Source organism: Citrobacter sp. S-77 (assembly GCF_963864895.1).
In the GTDB taxonomy this organism is placed as follows: Bacteria; Pseudomonadota; Gammaproteobacteria; order Enterobacterales; family Enterobacteriaceae; genus Citrobacter; species Citrobacter murliniae.
Window position 1 is genome coordinate 3474227 of sequence record NZ_CAWLWU010000002.1, and the last position, 20060, is coordinate 3494286.

Below are 20060 nucleotides of genomic sequence, written 5' to 3' on the forward strand. Positions count from 1 at the left end.
GTGATTAGGTTGTTTTATTCAAAAAAAAGCCGACTATTAAAGTCGGCTTCTTTTTATTTATTCATTTACTTAGTACCAAAAATCTTATCGCCGGCATCGCCGAGCCCCGGAATAATGTATCCTTGCTCGTTCAGCCCCTGGTCGATAGATGCGGTATATAGCTCAACATCCGGGTGCGCTTTTTCCAGTGCCGCGATACCTTCCGGTGCGGCTACCAGCACCAGTACTTTAATGCTGCTGCAGCCCGCATTTTTCAGCAGGTCGATGGTGGCGATAACGGAACCGCCAGTGGCCAGCATCGGGTCGACGATCAGCGCCATACGCTCATCAATATTAGAAACCAGCTTCTGGAAGTACGGTACCGGCTCCAGAGTCTCTTCGTTACGGTACATGCCAACTACGCTGATACGCGCACTCGGAACGTTTTCCAGTACGCCTTCCATCATACCCAGGCCCGCACGCAGGATTGGTACAACAGTGATTTTTTTACCTTTAATTTGGTCTACTTCAACCGGGCCATTCCAGCCTTCGATGGTTACCTTTTCGGTTTCCAGACCAGCGGTTGCTTCATAGGTCAGCAGGCTGCCAACTTCCGAGGCGAGTTCACGAAAGCGTTTAGTGCTGATGTCATTTTCACGCATCAGTCCCAGCTTGTGTTTGACGAGTGGGTGTTTGACTTCCACGATCTTCATACTCTTCTCCTTTCCTCAGACGAGTGGCAACCACAAAAAAAATCGCCGGATTATACCGCTTTTCCTCTCTGGCGCAACACTGCATACGCTTGATATGGATCAACCAAAGTCATTTGCGTTCGGGAGATGAGTATAAAACAAGGCCACAGTCTTGACGGAAAATAGTATCAATATATTGAATTATATAAGCATTATCTTCTGGTCTGTATGACGTATTGAAGCCACAAAAAAGATTTTCTGAATATTGTTCATCAGACTCACACCCGTTAACACATATCCAGCATCGTCGGGTTGCGGTTTATTGTGCTATTGAAAAGGTCAAACGCTGAAAAAAACAGCAGAAAAAAGTCGTTGCAGAGCAGGCTCGCAAACGTTTGCTTTCCCTGTTAGAATTGCGCCGAATTTAATTGCTACCGCAAGTTAACGCGTGGGGACCCAAGCAGTGACCGATAAAACCTCTCTTAGCTATAAAGATGCCGGTGTTGATATTGACGCAGGTAATGCTCTGGTTGATCGAATCAAAGGCGTAGTGAAGAAAACTCGTCGCCCGGAAGTTATGGGTGGATTGGGTGGCTTCGGCGCGCTGTGCGCATTGCCGCAAAAATATCGTGAACCTGTACTGGTTTCCGGCACTGATGGCGTAGGTACAAAACTGCGTCTGGCAATGGATCTAAAACGCCATGACACCATTGGTATTGACCTGGTGGCGATGTGCGTTAACGACCTCGTGGTTCAGGGCGCTGAACCGCTGTTTTTCCTCGATTACTACGCTACCGGCAAACTGGATGTGGATACCGCTGCCAGCGTGATTAACGGTATTGCTGAGGGATGTCTGCAGTCTGGTTGTGCGCTGGTCGGCGGGGAAACCGCTGAAATGCCGGGGATGTATCACGGCGAAGATTACGACGTGGCCGGCTTCTGCGTTGGGGTAGTAGAGAAATCAGAAATTATCGACGGTTCAAAAGTAGCTGATGGCGATGTGCTGATTGCACTCGGCTCCAGCGGCCCACACTCCAACGGTTATTCCCTGGTGCGTAAAATCGTGGAAGTCAGCGGTTGTGACCCGGAAACGACCGAACTGGAAGGAAAACCACTGGCCGACCACTTACTGGCGCCGACACGCATCTATGTGAAATCCATTCTGGAACTGATCGAGAAGGTCGATGTGCATGCTATCGCACACCTGACCGGCGGCGGTTTCTGGGAAAATATTCCGCGCGTACTGCCAGATAACACGCAGGCGGTCATCGACGAATCCTCATGGCAATGGCCAGCCGTCTTCAACTGGCTGCAAACCGCAGGTAACGTCAGCCAGCACGAGATGTATCGTACCTTCAACTGCGGCGTAGGTATGGTCATTGCCTTGCCGGAAACTGAAGTGGAAAAAGCACTCGCCCTGCTGAATGAGAAAGGTGAAAACGCTTGGAGAATCGGTATCATCAAAGCTTCTGATTCCGAACAGCGTGTGGTTATTGAATGAAAAACATCGTGGTGCTCATTTCCGGCAACGGAAGCAATTTGCAGGCGATAATTGACGCCTGCAAACAGAAAAAAATCAATGGCACCATACGTGCAGTATTTAGTAACAAGGCCGACGCGTTCGGCCTTGAACGTGCACGAGAGGCAACTATTCCGGCACATTCGCTGGAAGCAGGCCAGTTTGCCAGCCGAGAAGCATTCGATCGGGAACTGATAAAAGAGATAGATGCTTATGCACCGGATGTGGTGGTGCTGGCCGGATATATGCGCATCCTCAGCCCGGCATTTGTCGACCACTATGCCGGACGCTTACTCAATATCCACCCTTCCCTGTTACCTAAATATCCCGGCCTGCATACCCACCGTCAGGTGCTGGAAAACGGGGATGAAGAACATGGAACCTCCGTTCATTTCGTGACCGATGAACTCGACGGTGGCCCGGTTATTCTGCAAGCGAAGGTTCCGGTTTTTGACGGTGACAGCGAAGATGATGTTACTGCCCGCGTTCAGGCGCAGGAACACGCCATTTATCCGCTGGTGGTGAGCTGGTTTACCGACGGTCGCCTGAAAATGCGCGATAACGCGGCCTGGCTGGACGGCAATCGCCTTTCACCACAAGGCTATGCCGCTGACGAATAAAAGTCCCTCACATGGCCGGATAGGACGCAATGATGTCACCATCCGGCCATGAAGCCCCAGCTTGCCCGATGGCGCATCTACTCTTCCCCTTTCTCTTTGCTACCAGACGGTTTATTGTCATACTTTTCTGGCACAGTTGGACATCTGAGAGCAAAGCTCGCCATAATAAATCGGTAGTGTCCCGTGAATGAAACGGAGTAAAAGTGGTAATGGGTCAGGAAAAGCTATACATCGAGAAAGAACTCAGCTGGTTAGCGTTCAATGAACGTGTACTCCAGGAAGCTGCTGATAAATCAAACCCGTTGATTGAACGGATGCGTTTCTTAGGCATCTATTCCAATAATCTTGACGAGTTTTACAAAGTTCGTTTTGCCGAACTGAAGCGCCGTATCATTATTAGCGAAGAACAGGGTTCAAACTCCCACTCCCGCCATCTGTTAGGCAAAATCCAGGCCCGCGTATTGAAAGCCGATCAGGAATTTGACGGCCTGTACAATGAATTACTGCTGGAGATGGCGCGCAACCAGATCTTCTTAATCAATGAACGCCAGTTATCAGTGAATCAACAGAGCTGGTTACGCCATTACTTCAAGCAATACCTTCGCCAGCACATCACGCCGATCCTGATTAACCGCGAGACAGATTTAGTTCAGTTTTTGAAAGACGACTATACCTATCTGGCCGTGGAGATTATTCGCGGCGATACCATTCGTTATGCTCTGCTGGAAATTCCGTCCGACAAGGTTCCCCGCTTTGTGAATTTGCCGCCGGAAACGCCGCGCCGCCGCAAACCAATGATTTTGCTGGATAACATCTTACGTTATTGCTTGGATGATATTTTCAAAGGGTTCTTTGATTACGATGCGCTGAATGCCTATTCGATGAAAATGACCCGCGATGCCGAATACGATTTGGTGCACGAGATGGAATCCAGCCTGATGGAACTCATGTCATCCAGTCTGAAGCAGCGTCTGACCGCAGAACCCGTGCGCTTTGTGTATCAACGCGATATGCCGAATGCGCTGGTTGAGGTTCTGCGTGAAAAACTGACCATTTCTCGCTATGACTCGATAGTTCCCGGTGGTCGTTACCATAACTTCAAAGACTTTATTAACTTCCCTAACGTTGGCAAAGCCAATCTGGTGAACAAACCGCTGCCCCGGCTGCGCCATATCTGGTTTGATAACGAGAAATTTCGTAACGGCTTTGACGCGATCCGTGAACGCGATGTTCTGCTTTATTATCCGTACCACACTTTTGAGCACGTACTTGAATTACTGCGACAGGCCTCCTTCGACCCGAGCGTGCTGGCGATAAAAATTAACATCTATCGCGTGGCAAAAGACTCTCGCATCATCGACGCGATGATTCATGCCGCTCACAACAGTAAAAAAGTCACCGTGGTGGTGGAATTGCAGGCGCGTTTTGATGAAGAAGCTAACATTCACTGGGCCAAGCGTCTTACCGAAGCAGGCGTACATGTTATCTTCTCCGCGCCAGGGCTGAAAATTCACGCCAAGCTATTCCTGATCTCACGTAAAGAAGGCGATGAAGTCGTGCGCTACGCGCATATCGGGACGGGTAACTTCAACGAAAAAACGGCACGATTGTATACCGACTACTCTTTACTGACTGCCGATTCGCGCATTACCAACGAAGTCCGCCGGGTATTTAACTTTATTGAAAATCCGTATCGTCCGGTAACTTTCGATTACCTGCTGGTTTCCCCGCAAAACTCACGACGTCTGCTGTACGGAATGATCGATAAAGAGATTGCCAATGCACAGCAAGGTAAGCCTTCCGGCATCACGTTAAAACTGAATAACCTGGTTGATAAAGGCCTGGTTGACCGCCTCTATGCGGCATCAGGCTCAGGTGTGCAGGTCAATTTGTTGATCCGCGGTATGTGCTCCCTGATCCCGAATCTGGAAGGTATCAGTGACAATATTCGCGTCATCAGTATCGTTGACCGCTACCTTGAACACGACCGGGTCTATATATTCGAAAACGGCGGTGATAAACAGGTTTACCTCTCCTCCGCAGACTGGATGACGAGAAACATCGATTATCGTATCGAAGTTGCCACACCGCTTCTCGATCCACGCCTTAAGCAACGCGTGCTGGATATTATAGAGATCCTGTTCAGCGATACGGTGAAAGCCCGTTACATTGATAAAGAACTGAGTAATCGCTACGTGCCACGTGGAAACCGCCGTAAGGTTCAGTCACAATTGGCGATTTATGACTACATCAAATCACTCGAGCAACCTGACACTAGCCTAAATAATTCAAGTTGTGGGAAGGCGGCAAATGAGAGAGTCCCCGGGAGCTTACGCCGGTAAGTGACTGAGGTGTACGAAAGCAGCCAACACAAACACAACTTGAAGTATGACGGATAAACGCTATGCCAATACACGACAAGTCACCACGACCGCAGGAGTTTGCTGCGGTCGACCTTGGTTCAAATAGTTTTCATATGGTCATTGCCCGGGTAGTCGATGGCGCGATGCAAATTATCGGACGCCTGAAACAACGCGTACATCTGGCGGATGGGCTCGGCGAAGACAACAAGCTGAGCGAAGAGGCGATGGAGCGCGGATTAAGCTGTCTGTCATTATTCGCGGAACGTCTGCAGGGCTTTCCACCATCAAGCGTATGCATTGTGGGAACTCACACTTTGCGCCAGGCGCTGAATGCGACTGATTTTCTGAAGCGAGCAGAAAAGGTCATCCCCTACCCGATTGAAATTATCTCCGGTAACGAAGAAGCCCGACTGATATTTATGGGCGTTGAGCACACACAGCCGGAGAAAGGTCGCAAGCTGGTTATCGACATCGGCGGCGGTTCGACTGAACTGGTTATTGGGGAAGACTTCGAGCCGAAACTGGTCGAAAGCCGCCGTATGGGCTGCGTCAGTTTTGCTCAAATGTATTTCCCTGGCGGCACAATCAGCCGGGAAAATTTCCAGCGCGCGCGCATGGCGGCCGCGCAAAAACTTGAAACGTTAACCTGGCAGTTTCGTATTCAGGGCTGGAACGTGGCGCTGGGAGCCTCAGGCACGATCAAAGCGGCGCACGAAGTACTGCTGGAAATGGGTGAAAAAGATGGTTTTATCACCCCCGAACGTCTGGACATGCTGACCAGCGAAGTGCTGAGACATTCCTCATTCGAAGCGCTCAGTATGCCTGGGTTATCCGAGGACAGAAAAGCTGTTTTTGTACCGGGCCTGGCTATCCTGTGTGGCGTTTTTGATGCGCTGGGTATCCGTGAACTTCGACTTTCTGATGGCGCACTGCGTGAAGGCGTGTTGTATGAGATGGAAGGACGTTTTCGCCATCAGGATGTACGTAGCCGCACCGCCAGCAGCCTGGCGAACCAGTACAATATCGACAGCGAACAAGCTCGTCGCGTGCTGGAAACCACCATGCAGATGTACGACCAGTGGCATGCACAGCAGCCCAAACTGGCCCATCCGCAACTGGAAGCATTGCTCAGATGGGCAGCCATGCTGCACGAGGTTGGGCTGAACATCAATCACAGCGGCCTGCACCGTCACTCGGCTTACATTCTGCAAAACAGCGACTTGCCAGGTTTCAACCAGGAACAGCAATTGATGATGGCGACGTTAGTTCGCTACCATCGTAAAGCCGTAAAGCTGGATGATTTACCACGCTTTACGTTGTTCAAGAAGAAACAGTTTCTGCCGTTGATCCAACTATTACGACTGGGTGTATTGCTGAATAATCAGCGTCAGGCGACCACAACGCCGCCGACACTTACGCTGGTAACTGACGAAAATCACTGGACATTACGCTTCCCGCACGACTGGTTCAGCCAGAACGCGCTCGTCCTGCTAGATCTGGAAAAGGAGCAGCAGTACTGGGAAGCCGTAACAGGCTGGCGTCTTAAGATCGAGGAAGAAAGCTCACCCGATATCGCAGCGTGAATTTTCAGCAGGTGTCAGCGCGTCTGACACCTGTTCCTCCAGAATCTCATTCAGCGGCAACGGTTTGCCAATCAGATAGCCCTGCATGTAATCAATGCCCAGAGAAATCACAGCGCTGCGAAGCTCTTCGGTTTCGACATACTCCGCAACCACCATCATTCTTTTCATCCGCGCCAGATGACAAATCGAAGCAACAATTTGGTAATCAAGGCTGTTCGAGACAATATTACGAATGAAGCTGCCGTCAATCTTCAGGATATCGGCACTCACGTCTTTAAGCCGCGCATAGCTGGCATAACCAGTACCAAAGTCATCAATCGCAATCTGACACCCCAATACCTGTAATTGCAGCAATGTTGCCTGGGCCTGTTCCGCATTGGTTAGGGCGTTACTTTCCGTTATCTCAAAAACCAGTTGCCACGCTTCAATCTGATATTTCTCCAGCAATTTAGCGATATCGGATGGAAGGCGGGCACGACACACTGATGTTGGAGACAAATTGATAGCAAAACGACGGGCTGGAATGCTTTCCCGATTTTGAGCCATAAATTTCAGTGTGTTTTCAATTACCCAAAGGTCAATACTGGATGACAGCCCAAACTCATGAGCTGCGGGTAAAAAACAATCAGGAGGAATGGTTTCCCCCTCCTCCCCCTTAAGCCGTAGCAAGATTTCATGATACATATCACCGCGTACACCCAAAATCGGCTGCGCCATCAGGAAAAAGTGATCATGCTCCAGCGCCTGCTGAAGTCGGTTCATCATTGCTACTTTATCTTTCAGGTCTCGCTGCAAATTCATGGCACCACGTCGCTGCAAATTTTCAGGCGCATTGGTGACAAGGGAGAAATCGGCAATGGTACTCAGTTCGCCTAATAGCAGGTAGATATGACTGACCGGAGAGCGTACATAACAGTAGCTCATCCCGACCTGCGGCTGTAGAGCCATACCATCCCAGATAAAGCGGAATTGCTTAATATGCTTATCAAGTGCCTCAATACGTCGCTGGTGTGATTCGGTAGTAAGACGCAAAACAAGGTCGTGTCCGGACATCTGGTATACACATTCATCGGGTGCCAGTTGTTCGGTGATCCAGTGAGAAAGCTTCTGCTTGTACTGGATGCGGAGCATAACGCCATAGTTTTTCCCGAGTAGCTCTAACCCCGGCACGCGCAAATAGCAGAGTGCTGACCATGGCGTACTCTTTAACGCCCGATTTAAAGCTCGAAGATTAGGGATATGTACTACAGGATCCAGATAAGCAAGGCGGCGGGCCCGAGCGCTGACAATTCGCTGACGTGTCGCCAGCACTGCCATGTAACATACCATAAAAGAAAAAACCAGGTAGCTCGAGGAGGTGATCGCAAGCTGTGTATCGTAGCCGGGATACCAAGGCATATAGCGCTGATAATAATGAATTGCGGCAATCAGTATTACAGCCCAAGCTAACGAAATAAATCTATAACCGTAACGCATTGCCCCCCACAACATAACAGGCAATAAGAGCGACAGGGTATAATTCGTGCTAAATATTGAGCTATTATCATTTAATGGCATACACAACAATACCATTAACGCAGCCAATATTATCAACCAGATAGCGAACTCTTTTTTTGATACTTTAGTATCAAATTGCAGCTTTAACTGAGAAAAATAGCTACGCAAATACAGTGGATTACGCGCAGTTCGGATAATAAAATAACACATTGGAACACCGATGAGATTCCCCACCAGCAATGCCTGATAGTTAATGAGTGTCGTAATATTAAAAGGCATAACTCCCATCATGCCGGATTTACTTTCATACACGCCAACAAACGCAGCAAACTGAAAGAGTATCAGGAATAACGTAGCCGGGCAGAAAACCTGCCAAAACATGCGCGGGAGCATCAGATGAGAGTCACCATGAGCAACATTGTTGCGTCGTGGGGAAAACACCCGATACCCACCCCAACTGAGTACAACTGTGATTATAAAGTGCGTGATAATTGAAAACGTTTCAGACAGACCTAACTGTGAATATTTAGACCAGAAAATAGCAATGATAATTCCCGGCAATGCTGCCAGGCCAAAAAATAGCATCAGACTAATCATCAGTGCTAGAGGCAGATAAAAAAGGACAATATTACCGGTACTAATATGTGCGTAAGTATTTGCTGAGCTCAATAAAGGCAGCAGCAAGGAAGGTAAGATGAGAGGTAATGCCCACCATTTATCTCTAATGCGAATATAGTTTTTATTGAGTTTCATAGATGCTCAGTAGGATCCTTCACATCCTGAAGGAGTTTCAGACAGGTATCCCACCTGACTTTAAAAAATGATGTTTAGTTCATCACAGCGGCCCTCAATTTTAGTTATCGCTTACGGAGGGCATTTGATATGTATCAAAAAAAATATCCCTCATTAATCATTTATTACTTTTTTTCTTTTTTATTTTCGTTAATTCATTATTAATGCAAATAATAAAATTATGTTCCATAACATAAAAAGATAAAACAACCGATGCGTTTTTACATTTTACATAATGATGAATTGACCATTCCCTCACAGTGTGCCTTAATGTAAGTATCGCCCACACTGTTGGGTACATTTGAAGGAACCTTTTGTGAGTCAGGCTACCAGTATGCGAAAACGACATCGATTTAACAGTCGCATGATCCGTATCATATTGCTTATCAGTTTTCTCTTCTTCTTCGGACGCTTCGTCTACTCTGCCATCGGTGCCTGGCATCATCACCAGGATAAAAAAGAAGCGCAACAGTCTTCACTCTCCGTAGAAACGCCTGCTCAACGCTAACTTTTGTTGACTGCCCCCCGTGAGAAAATTGGCGGCTTAATACCGCCTGAACACTTTTTTGTTACGCCTTTCAGCCTCAACCAGCACCAGACGCCAGCGTTACTAAATGCTCACCCCCTGTGAATCTACTCCTCATATTTCGATGTGGTGTTGCTATTACGACGGCAACGAAGGCGCGCTGAAATTAAAAAGCCCTCTGTAAAAACAGAGGGCTTTAAGCGTGTTACTACCTGTTCAGAATCAGGTAAAAGTAGGTGTTATTCCCACTCAATCGTAGCTGGCGGCTTACCGCTAATGTCATACACTACGCGAGAAATACCGTTCACTTCGTTGATGATACGGTTGGAAACACGGCCTAAGAAATCATACGGCAGGTGTGCCCAGTGAGCGGTCATAAAGTCGATAGTTTCAACAGCACGCAGGGAAACAACCCAGTCGTACTTACGGCCATCGCCCATAACGCCAACCGAACGAACCGGCAGGAACACAGTGAACGCCTGGCTTACCTTGTTGTACAGGTCAGCTTTGTGCAGCTCTTCAATGAAGATAGCATCCGCACGACGCAGCAGGTCGCAGTACTCTTTCTTCACTTCGCCCAGTACGCGCACGCCCAGACCTGGCCCCGGGAACGGGTGACGGTACAGCATGTCGTACGGCAGACCCAGCTCCAGACCAATCTTACGCACTTCGTCTTTGAACAGCTCTTTCAGCGGTTCAACGAGGCCCATTTTCATCTCTTTCGGCAAACCGCCCACGTTGTGGTGAGATTTGATAACGTGTGCTTTACCGGTTGCAGAAGCGGCAGATTCAATCACGTCAGGGTAGATTGTCCCCTGCGCCAGCCACTTCACGTCTTCCAGACGCAGGGCTTCTTCGTCAAACACTTCGACGAATACGCGACCGATGATTTTACGTTTAGCTTCTGGATCGTTCTCGCCTTTCAGCGCGCTCAGGAAGCGTTCTTCTGCCGGGACGTGAACGATATTCAGACCAAAGTGGTCACCAAACATGTCCATCACCTGCTCAGCTTCATTCAGGCGCAGCAGGCCGTTATCAACAAATACGCAGGTCAGGTTCTTACCGATTGCACGGTGCAACAGCATTGCGGTAACGGAGGAGTCAACACCGCCGGACAGGCCGAGGATCACTTTATCGTCGCCAACCTGCTCACGAATACGGGCAACGGCGTCATCAATGATTTTTGCCGGCGTCCACAGAGCTTCACACTGGCAGATGTCGCGAACAAAACGCTCCAGCATACGCAGGCCTTGACGAGTGTGGGTAACTTCCGGGTGGAACTGCACGCCGTAAAAACGTTTTTCTTCGTTTGCCATAATAGCGAACGGACAGGTTTCAGTGCTGGCAACGGTGACGAAGTCAGAAGGAATTGCCGTCACTTTATCGCCGTGGCTCATCCACACGTCCAGCAGCGGTTTGCCGTCTGCTGTCAGGGAGTCTTCGATGCCGTGGATCAGGGCACTGTCGGTCTTCACTTCCACCTGCGCATAGCCGAACTCACGCTCGGTTGAGCTTTCTACATGACCGCCAAGCTGCATCGCCATGGTCTGCATACCGTAACAGACACCAAATACCGGTACACCAGCTTCGAACACGTACTGCGGCGCGCGCGGACTGTTGTCTTCGGTGGTGCTCTCAGGCCCACCAGAAAGAATAATACCGCTTGGGTTGAATTCGCGAATTTGTGCTTCCGTAACATCCCATGCCCACAGTTCACAGTAGACGCCCAGTTCACGTACGCGACGAGCCACCAACTGAGTGTATTGCGATCCGAAATCCAGGATGAGAATGCGATGTTTATGAATATTGTCTGTCATTGACGCTAATTCCGAGGCAAGTGAAACAAATTCGCCTGGCATATAGCCAGGCGCGGAAACATATCAGGAGCCCATGCGGTAGTTAGGGGACTCTTTGGTGATGGTCACATCGTGAACGTGACTTTCCTGAATACCGGCACCACTGATGCGTACAAATTCTGCTTTAGTGCGCAGCTCGTCGATAGTACCACAACCGGTCAGGCCCATACAGGAGCGCAGGCCGCCCATCTGCTGGTGGATGATCTCTTTCAGGCGGCCTTTATAGGCTACGCGACCTTCGATACCTTCCGGAACCAGTTTGTCAGCGGCGTTATCGCTCTGGAAATAACGGTCGGAAGACCCTTTGGACATCGCCCCCAGAGAACCCATACCACGGTAAGATTTGTAAGAACGGCCCTGGTACAGTTCAATCTCGCCCGGGGATTCTTCAGTACCTGCCAGCATGGAGCCAACCATGACAGCAGCAGCACCAGCGGCGATAGCTTTGGCGATATCGCCAGAGAAACGGATACCACCGTCGGCGATAACCGGAATACCAGTGCCTTCCAGCGCTTCAACTGCGTCAGAAACCGCAGTAATCTGCGGAACACCTACGCCGGTAACAATACGAGTAGTACAGATAGAGCCAGGACCGATCCCTACCTTCACTGCGCTTACTCCAGCCTCTGCCAGGGCGCGTGCACCTGCGCCAGTCGCTACGTTACCGCCGATGATTTGCAGATTCGGGTATTTGGCACGCGTTTCGCGAATACGCTGCAACACACCTTCAGAATGGCCGTGAGAGGAGTCAATCAGCAGAACGTCAACGCCCGCGGCAACCAGCGCGTCAACACGCTCTTCGTTACCTGCGCCAGCACCTACTGCAGCACCTACACGCAGACGACCATGCTCATCTTTACAGGCGTTAGGTTTACGCTCAGCTTTCTGGAAATCTTTTACGGTGATCATGCCAATCAGGTGGAAACCATCGTCAACAACCAACGCTTTCTCAACGCGTTTTTCGTGCATTTTGGCAAATACAACATCACGCGCTTCACCTTCGCGCACAGTCACCAGACGCTCTTTCGGCGTCATGTAAACACTAACTGGCTGGTTGAGGTCGGTTACAAAACGCACGTCGCGACCGGTGATGATACCGACAAGTTCGTTATCTTCAGTCACAACCGGGTAGCCCGCAAAACCGTTACGCTCAGTCAGTTCTTTCACTTCGCGCAGAGTTGTGGTTGGCAATACAGTCTGAGGATCAGTCACTACGCCTGATTCATGTTTCTTCACACGGCGAACTTCTTCCGCCTGGCGCTCAATGGACATGTTTTTGTGGATAAAACCGATGCCGCCTTCCTGTGCCAGTGCAATTGCAAGGCGCGCTTCAGTCACGGTATCCATGGCTGCGGAGAGCATAGGAATATTCAGACGAATGGTTTTCGTCAGCTGCGTGCTGAGATCAGCAGTATTCGGCAGAACGGTGGAATGAGCGGGAACGAGGAGGACGTCGTCAAACGTCAGGGCTTCTTTGGCAATACGTAGCATGGGCAATATCTCGACCAGAGTGGTTAATAAATATTGCCGTGGCATTATACAGAGCGTAACCGATTGCATCCACACTTTTTTGCAAAAAAACCTTGCGATCCCCTGTGGGCGGGTTACTATCGATTGAATAACCTGCTGATTTAGAATTTGATCCCGCTCACATGTTATCCTCCCAGACCTCTTCAATTTTTACCGTAAGTCGCCTTAACCAGACGGTGCGTCTGCTGCTCGAGCAAGAAATGGGGCAGGTATGGATCAGCGGCGAAATATCTAACTTTACCCAGCCCTCATCAGGTCACTGGTACTTCACCTTAAAAGACGATGGTGCCCAGGTACGCTGTGCGATGTTCCGCAACAGCAACCGCCGTGTAACCTTTCGCCCGCAGCACGGACAGCAGGTGCTGGTTCGCGCCAACATTACGTTGTATGAACCGCGCGGCGACTATCAGATTATTGTTGAAAGCATGCAGCCTGCGGGTGAAGGCTTGTTACAGCAAAAATATGAGCAACTCAAAGCCAAACTTCAGGCTGAAGGGCTGTTCGATCAGCAGCATAAGCAACCTCTGCCCTCTCCGGCCCATTGCGTCGGCGTGATCACCTCGAAAACCGGGGCCGCATTGCACGATATTCTCCACGTGTTGAAACGACGCGATCCTTCCCTGCCCGTTATCATCTATCCGACTGCCGTTCAGGGTGATGAAGCGCCTGCTCAAATCGTTCGCGCCATTGAACTGGCGAATGCGCGTAGCGAGTGCGACGTATTGATCGTTGGCCGGGGCGGCGGTTCGCTGGAAGATTTATGGAGCTTTAACGACGAACGTGTAGCACGGGCAATTTTTGCCAGCCGCATTCCGGTAGTTAGCGCCGTCGGCCATGAAACCGATGTAACCATCGCCGATTTTGTTGGTGACCTGCGTGCGCCAACGCCGTCAGCCGCCGCCGAAGTGGTAAGCCGCAACCAGCAGGAATTACTACGCCAGGTGCAGTCCGCACAGCAGCGTCTGGAAATGGCAATGGATTATTTTCTCGCTAATCGCAGTCGTCGCTTTACCCAGATTCATCACCGCTTACAGCAACAACACCCTCAGCTACGCCTGGCACGTCAGCAAACCGCGCTGGAGCGCCTGCAAAAACGCATGAGTTTTGCGCTGGAAAACCAACTCAAACGCGCCGGTCAGCAACAGCTGCGACTGGCACAGCGACTGAACCAGCAAAACCCGCAGCCGCGTATTCATCGCGGGCAGACGCGTATCCAACAGCTCGAGTATCGTCTGGCAGAGCTCGTCCGCGCACAAATGAGTGCAACACGCGAACGTTTTGGCAATGCGGTAACACATCTGGAAGCCGTCAGCCCACTGGCAACGCTGGCGCGAGGATACAGTGTCACTACCGCAACGGACGGAAAGGCTCTGACAAAAGCGAAGCAGGTAAAACCCGGCGAAACGCTCACAACACGCCTTAGCGATGGCTGGGTGGAAAGCGAGGTGAAAAAAATCACCCCGCTCAAAAAACCACGTTCGCGCAAAGTAAGCTAAATTCACTGACCGTAAACGTTACTGTATGCAGGTGGCGAAACCTTTGTCCGTTGCCGGATGAACAATGCAGTTCTCCGTCCCGTTGGATTCATTGTATCCACAGAAGTAACTCGAACTCGTCGTATTAGATAAATAGAGATAGCTCGGCGTTGTTGGCCAGCCAGTGCTACTCATCTGGTTGTGCAAGGCGTTCAAGTCGTTGATATCAGGTGCATCGCTCAAGCTGCCACATTGCGCAGCCAAATCGTACTGACCGGTATTGTGGGTATAGGCCAGCACCCAGTGCTCATTATCCAGATTCAGGCTGAGCGGTGCGGTAAAGCCTGAGCGCATTTCAGAGGTCAGTAATGGCCGATGCAACTGTTTGCCATTTACTGTAACCGTATCCGGCATGTGTCCCCAGAAATTTGCCGACGCTACGTTCGGGCTGGTGACCACGGTAAAAATGGCGTCCAGCGTCGCGTTAATACTGGCGTTATTATCGAGCGTAACTTTCAGCGTCGTTTTATACCCCGGCGTATTGTTCTGCTTAATCGTAAAGGTCGCCGTACCGTCTGCTCCGGTAGTACCTTTTACTGAGTTACCGCTGTCGGCAAGTGTAACCGCAGCACCGGATGGCGGCTGAACGGTGAGATCGTCCATCGCATCTACGTCGCCGTACAGCGTTTCTCCCACATTTCGGGGCAAGGCATCACCACGCGTCAGAGTAAAGGCGACATTTGGCACCGTTTTCCCGGCACTATCTTTCACCGTCACGGTGACAGGCAGAGCGTCTCCTTTTTTCGCTTTCGCAGCCTGAGTACCTGTATCAAACGCCGTCGAGGTCAGTTCAATCATTTCCGCTTTAGGATGTGGATCCACCAGACAAAGAATCAGGTTTGTGATTGTCGTACTGATATCCCGCCGCCACTTACCGTCAATGAAACTGATAGACTGGTTATCCCATTTACTTCCCGATTGCATCTGGTCATACGCCCACCAGTTAGCGCCTGTGAAAAGCGGTAACCCCAGGTCAGTTTCTATCTTCGAGTTCGGGTGATCGTTATACAAAACCTGTAGTTCACTGCGCAGCGGCTGATACTCCTCGCTACACCCTGACTGGCTGCTGTCTGATTTATCGACTCCCGACGGCTTCGCCCAATCCTCACGATTAATAGTGATAAAGGATGCCCCCGACAGTTCAGCTTTAAGCTGCGGACGTCGGAACTTCACGCCAGCGCTACTGGTGAACGTTTCCGGCATATGACCCCAGAAGTTCGCTTTTGGGGTGTCCGGGCTTGTGAGCGTGGTAAAAACGGCGCTTAGTGTTTGCGATGCAGCACTTCCATCATCCAGTGTCGCCTGCAGTGGTATTCTGACACCCTGCCCCCTGCCAGTCTGGTAAACGTCCAGCATGACGGTACCGTCGGGGCCGGAAACACCGTAAAAATTATCGTCGGTCAACAATCCAACGATCTGACTGGCATTATCTGTGACCCAGATAAGCACTGACTGATAATCATGCCATTCAACGCCCTGGCGGTTTACCGCTACGCCATGATTAATCATGAAGGGCGCATTTCCCAAAAGGTTGCCCTTACTGTCACGCGTGGTCACCTTAAAGACTGCGCGCTCATGGTTGTCTGGTTCATCGGTTTTGACTTTAACCACATCGTAGCCGTCAATTTTAACCGCATCACTCGAAGTCAGCTCAACCTTTGCCACCATCAAATTAGCGGTGGTCTGGCAGGTCATATACCTCATGTCACTTGCAGACAGGACGGTACTGGTTGCATTACTGAGCTGGACACTTTTGTATCGACGATCCCCTGAATTTGCGGGATTCGCCGAGCTGGAGCCATAGCTTTTCAGGACAGGCCAGCCATCAACCTCATGCCCTCTCCAGCTACCTGATAAACCTGACAGCGAATCCACATTGGGAATATATGCCGCCCCGCAGCCACCATTGCTGCTCTTCTCCGCCTGCGCTTCGGTAAACAGCGCCCAGATTTCGTTATCTTCCTCCGGCCCTTTACGTTTATTGCCGGGATTACCCGTAAGTTCAGCAAATAAGATTGGGCGCTTAAAAGTTATACCGTCTGCCACTAACGTTTGCGGCATATGGCCCCACATTTTCGCTTTACTGGTATCCGGGCTGGTGGGCACGGTGAAAATAGTATCTATGGAGGCTTTTTTGGTCGGATCAGAGTAAAGCGTAGCAGTGATAGCCGTTTTGGTGCCGTGGGTGTCTGGCCGGGTAATAGTAAGAATTTTGCTGCCATCATTGCCAGTTATGCTGGTGTAGAGCGTTGCAACATCGTTCAGCGAAGTTCCTTCCACCACCACCGGAGCAACAATGCCGTCACCGCTACCGGCAATGTGTTTTTCATTGGATCGGGTATATCCATCGCCACGATTAAGGGTAAATGGCATATCCGGCATCGGATTGCCTGCCGCATCTTTTATCGTCACCTTCACCTGTAACGTTTCGCCCTTTTTAAGCTTCGCGGCGTTCAGTGAACTACTCCACTGCGCCTGATCCACCACCTCCAGGGTGATGTTCTGAGCAGAGGGATTCGCGGTGGTCAGACAGCTCATATAGACGGGTGAGCTGTTGTTATTTACCAGCGTGCCGTTGTTCAGCCAGGTGGCGTAGAGATGCGGTACTTTATCGGCTGGTGTGCTACTCCAGTATTCCTCGCGTTGGGTCGGCCAGCCGTGTACGGCCTGAATGGCGTTATTGCTGTTGGCATCGTATAGCGCGGCCAGCTGCGTTCTGCCCGGTACCTTATTCGGTTCGCAACCGCCTGCAGAGATATCGTCGATATCTGCCTGCGCAACACGCGCCCAGATTTCATTATTTTCGGTTAGCGAACTCTGCTCGCCTGCCACTTCTGAGGCTAATTTCGGGCGTTCAAAGGTCAGGGAGCCGACATGAATGGTGTCATCCATATGCCCCCACATTTGCGCGCCGGAAACATCCGGGCTGGTTGGGACGGTAAAAACGACGGAGTAATTAACGGTATTCGGCAGGGAGGAATTGACCGGCATAACGGTAAGCGGTGTTCTTAAACCCACCCCCTGCGGCTGTTCAATTTCTATCGTAGCGATCCCCTGCGCATCTGTGGAGCCGGAATAGACTGTTGATGTCTCCCCGGTACCGTACTGTGTGCCGTTCACGGTGATAACACCACTGGTCGGATCGGTGTAGCCTGACGCCTGACCAGCCCGATCAAGCCCCATTCCTTTGGTAATCGTAAAAGCAGCATTAGGGACTGGCGCATTATTGGCAGCATTGACGGTATGCACCGTCATAGTGATTTTTTCACCGACCTTCGCTTTGGCAAGTTTTGAGTCCGGCGCAGTGTCTTTGTCGGTATCGACGACCACTTTCGCTATCAGCTCGTCGGCAGAACAGGTGAGGTAGTTTGGCTTAAGCCCTGAATAGGAATCGACCGCCCCGCTCCCCAGGTCAACGGAGACATGCGTGTCAGGTTGCGCCACGGCCGTCAGATAATCCTGCTTTGCCGTCGGCCAGCCGTGTTCGGTACTGATGGTGTTTTCCTGGTGATCTGCATATAAGCTTTCCAGAGAGCGTTGTTCAGGAATATGTCCGGCACCGCATTCTGTCTCCATGCTGGTGCCTTGATCAAACAGCGCCCAGTCCTCGTTATTTTCACGCACCGAACCGACTTCGTTAGTCGTTTCATCCACCAAACGTGGGCGTTTGTAGAGATGACCCGCTTCCATAATCCCATTGCTCATATGTCCCCACATTCGGGCATATGAGCTGTCCGGGCTGGTGACGACGGTGAAGATCACGTCTTTTACGTCCGTGGCGGTAAAGTTGCTGCGCATCTTCGCCGTGATATGCGTTTTTACCCCAGCGCCACCGGCGTTCGTCAGCAGCACAGTCGCCTGGCCATTGACGTCGGTCATCCCCTCATAGTTGTGCTCGTCCATCTTCCGCAAATTACTGTCGCCCGTGAGCTGTACCGGGTGAATCTCCCAGTCCGGACTGGTTTCGCCCTTGCGGTTGACGCCATCATCCAGATGCAGCGAGAAGTAGTAGTATGACAGCGGCTGATTATTATCTTTCTTATCGGTAATGGACAGACGCATGGCAACCTGTTCGCCCACCTGCACTTTCGTCGCCTGTAAACTCTTATCATATTGTTCCAGCGTCAGCGTAAGCTCCGGCTCGACATCAGGCTCTGTTTTATCCACGCAGCTCACGATGAACTTTGTGCTGTCCGGCTTTTGCGCTTCGCTGCGGTCAGACACGTCTGCCGCATGATGCTGCCCGGTCATACCAGCCAGAGATGACCAGTAGTAGTTACCCTGCATCGGCCAGCCTGCGACTTCCTGAATGGAGGTCGGAACCACCGTTGCCAGCGCGCCGAACTGGCGCATCCCTGGCAGAATAGCGCAGTGTTTATCAGCCCCGCTCCAGATAAATGTCGACCAGGTTTCGTTGTGATCCTCAACCGTACCGTCTTCATTGCTCACTTCAGCCGCCAGTTTCGGGCGGGTAAAGGTGTACTGCTGCGCCGTCAATGTGTCTTCCATATGGCCCCACATGTTAGCCTGCGATACATCGGGGCTGGTAAGGACGGTGAAGATCACTGCTGTTTCGCTGGTCTGTGCGATCCCCGGCAAATGGACAGTCAGAGATGTTTTAACCCCCGGACCATTCTGCTGCGTCACCTTCACCATCGCCACACCACTGGCATTGGTAGTGCCATGATATTCCGTCGCGGAGGTGGTCAGCTCCGTGGTCTCCAGCATTACCGGCCCGGCATTGTTCACCACACCCTGACGGTTTTTTGCATCACCGCGCTTGATGATAAATGGAATATTGCCCGCGGGATTTCCCTGGCAATCTTTCGTGGTGACGATCAACGTAATGGCATCACCGACTTTGGCTTTCGCAGCGTTAAGCGTGTCGTCATAGCCAGCAACGTTCACGGTAACCAGATCGCCCTGCGCTGGCGCAATATTCAACGTCACCAGCTTTTCGCTGAGTACAACCGGACCTTGATTTGGTGTACCGGTCAACGTGAACAGATCCAGCGAGGGTAAGCTTTCATTCGGATCAAACTGTGGGATCGCTGCCAGTTTATGTCCTGCCAGATTTTGTGCGCAGAAGGAACGATCCGGCCGGGGTTGCGGGTTGAGCGGTACATCCGGCGTAGCGGCTTCAGTCCAGACCAGTGAAACAGCGGGCAGAGTCTGATTTGCCCAACGTAGTATGGGTGGACTACCGAAGATGTCGCCCTCCGTATCGCGCGGGTTAATAAGCACCATACTGGTAGCTGTTGCATCCACGCTAAAGTCCCTGGGCATTGCATCAAAAGCGACCGCGTGCTCTGTGGTGGGATCAAGTTGGACGCTGCCCTGATAGACCGGCACGCTGGCACTATCGGCAAAGGGGCTGGTGCCGTTGATCACCCCGGTTGAAATCCCTGGTTGTATCCATTGCCCTCCTTTTAACGCCGCCTGTGCAGGGAATATCACCGCAGGAGTAAGCAACAAAAAAATCATCCATTTAGCAAGCTTCTGATACCCATCCATGAGTAAAAACCACCTTTTCATCATCTTTTTTCAATACGTTTTGATTAGAGGCTT

General features: G+C 50.9%; 10 protein-coding genes and 1 pseudogene. 6 read left to right on the forward strand and 5 right to left on the reverse strand.

The window, feature by feature from the left end:
- Positions 1-65: 65 nt before the first annotated feature.
- Positions 66-692, reverse strand: coding sequence for a uracil phosphoribosyltransferase (gene upp, locus AACS05_RS17235; RefSeq protein ID WP_045446080.1), 627 nt, complete (start codon positions 690-692; stop codon positions 66-68).
- Between the two features lie 442 nt (positions 693-1134).
- Here upp and purM point away from each other — a divergent pair, with 442 nt between their 5' ends.
- The 4 genes and pseudogenes from purM to ppx all read left to right on the forward strand — a co-directional run bounded on the left by purM (position 1135) and on the right by ppx (position 6756).
- Positions 1135-2172 (forward strand): phosphoribosylformylglycinamidine cyclo-ligase, encoded by a 1038-nt coding sequence (gene purM / locus AACS05_RS17240; RefSeq protein WP_045446083.1) that lies wholly within the window; start codon positions 1135-1137, stop codon positions 2170-2172.
- A complete protein-coding gene (gene purN, locus AACS05_RS17245) occupies positions 2169-2810 on the forward strand; it encodes a phosphoribosylglycinamide formyltransferase (protein WP_045446086.1) in 642 nt (213 codons plus the stop codon). Before purM ends, purN begins: the two co-directional genes overlap by 4 nt.
- A 209-nt stretch (positions 2811-3019) precedes the next feature.
- A pseudogene (ppk1, locus tag AACS05_RS17250) lies at positions 3020-5083 on the forward strand (polyphosphate kinase 1); the annotation flags it as partial.
- Positions 5084-5214: 131 nt separating this feature from the next.
- Positions 5215-6756 carry an exopolyphosphatase gene (gene ppx / locus AACS05_RS17255; protein ID WP_045446089.1) on the forward strand — a complete coding sequence of 514 codons (1542 nt, stop codon included), beginning with the start codon at positions 5215-5217 and terminating at the stop codon, positions 6754-6756.
- On the opposite strand, the gene AACS05_RS17260 is transcribed toward ppx, so the two are convergent.
- Positions 6736-9006, reverse strand: a complete 2271-nt coding sequence (locus AACS05_RS17260; protein ID WP_045446092.1) for a bifunctional diguanylate cyclase/phosphodiesterase — start codon at positions 9004-9006, stop codon at positions 6736-6738. The two genes, ppx and AACS05_RS17260, sit on opposite strands and share 21 nt — an antisense overlap.
- Positions 9007-9361: 355 nt before the next feature.
- Here AACS05_RS17260 and AACS05_RS17265 point away from each other — a divergent pair, with 355 nt between their 5' ends.
- Positions 9362-9553 (forward strand): YfgG family protein, encoded by a 192-nt coding sequence (locus AACS05_RS17265; RefSeq protein WP_048220835.1) that lies wholly within the window; start codon positions 9362-9364, stop codon positions 9551-9553.
- A 257-nt stretch (positions 9554-9810) separates the two neighbouring features.
- Here the strand turns inward: AACS05_RS17265 and guaA are convergent, their stop codons facing one another.
- Positions 9811-11388, reverse strand: a complete 1578-nt coding sequence (gene guaA, locus AACS05_RS17270) for a glutamine-hydrolyzing GMP synthase (protein ID WP_045446095.1) — start codon at positions 11386-11388, stop codon at positions 9811-9813.
- 63 nt (positions 11389-11451) lie between these two features.
- Positions 11452-12918, reverse strand: a complete 1467-nt coding sequence (gene guaB, locus AACS05_RS17275; protein ID WP_045446098.1) for an IMP dehydrogenase — start codon at positions 12916-12918, stop codon at positions 11452-11454.
- Between the two features lie 161 nt (positions 12919-13079).
- On the opposite strand from guaB, the gene xseA reads away from it, so the two are divergent.
- On the forward strand, positions 13080-14453 hold the full coding sequence (gene xseA / locus AACS05_RS17280; protein ID WP_045446101.1) for an exodeoxyribonuclease VII large subunit: 1374 nt from the start codon (positions 13080-13082) through the stop codon (positions 14451-14453).
- Positions 14454-14471: 18 nt separating this feature from the next.
- Here xseA and AACS05_RS17285 read toward each other — a convergent pair whose 3' ends face one another.
- Complete coding sequence (locus AACS05_RS17285) at positions 14472-20006, reverse strand: adhesion domain-containing protein (protein ID WP_045446105.1); 5535 nt, start codon at positions 20004-20006, stop codon at positions 14472-14474.
- Between the last annotated feature and the right edge of the window lie 54 nt (positions 20007-20060).

Excerpts from the sequence above, each read along its gene's own strand:
- guaA (WP_045446095.1), bottom strand. The coding sequence starts at position 11,388 with ATGACAGACAATATTCATAAACATCGCATTCTCATCCTGGATTTCGGA.
- AACS05_RS17285 (WP_045446105.1), bottom strand. The coding sequence starts at position 20,006 with ATGGATGGGTATCAGAAGCTTGCTAAATGGATGATTTTTTTGTTGCTT.
- xseA (WP_045446101.1), top strand. The coding sequence starts at position 13,080 with ATGTTATCCTCCCAGACCTCTTCAATTTTTACCGTAAGTCGCCTTAAC.
- purN (WP_045446086.1), top strand. The coding sequence starts at position 2,169 with ATGAAAAACATCGTGGTGCTCATTTCCGGCAACGGAAGCAATTTGCAG.
- ppx (WP_045446089.1), top strand. The coding sequence starts at position 5,215 with ATGCCAATACACGACAAGTCACCACGACCGCAGGAGTTTGCTGCGGTC.
- guaB (WP_045446098.1), bottom strand. The coding sequence starts at position 12,918 with ATGCTACGTATTGCCAAAGAAGCCCTGACGTTTGACGACGTCCTCCTC.
- upp (WP_045446080.1), bottom strand. The coding sequence starts at position 692 with ATGAAGATCGTGGAAGTCAAACACCCACTCGTCAAACACAAGCTGGGA.
- AACS05_RS17260 (WP_045446092.1), bottom strand. The coding sequence starts at position 9,006 with ATGAAACTCAATAAAAACTATATTCGCATTAGAGATAAATGGTGGGCA.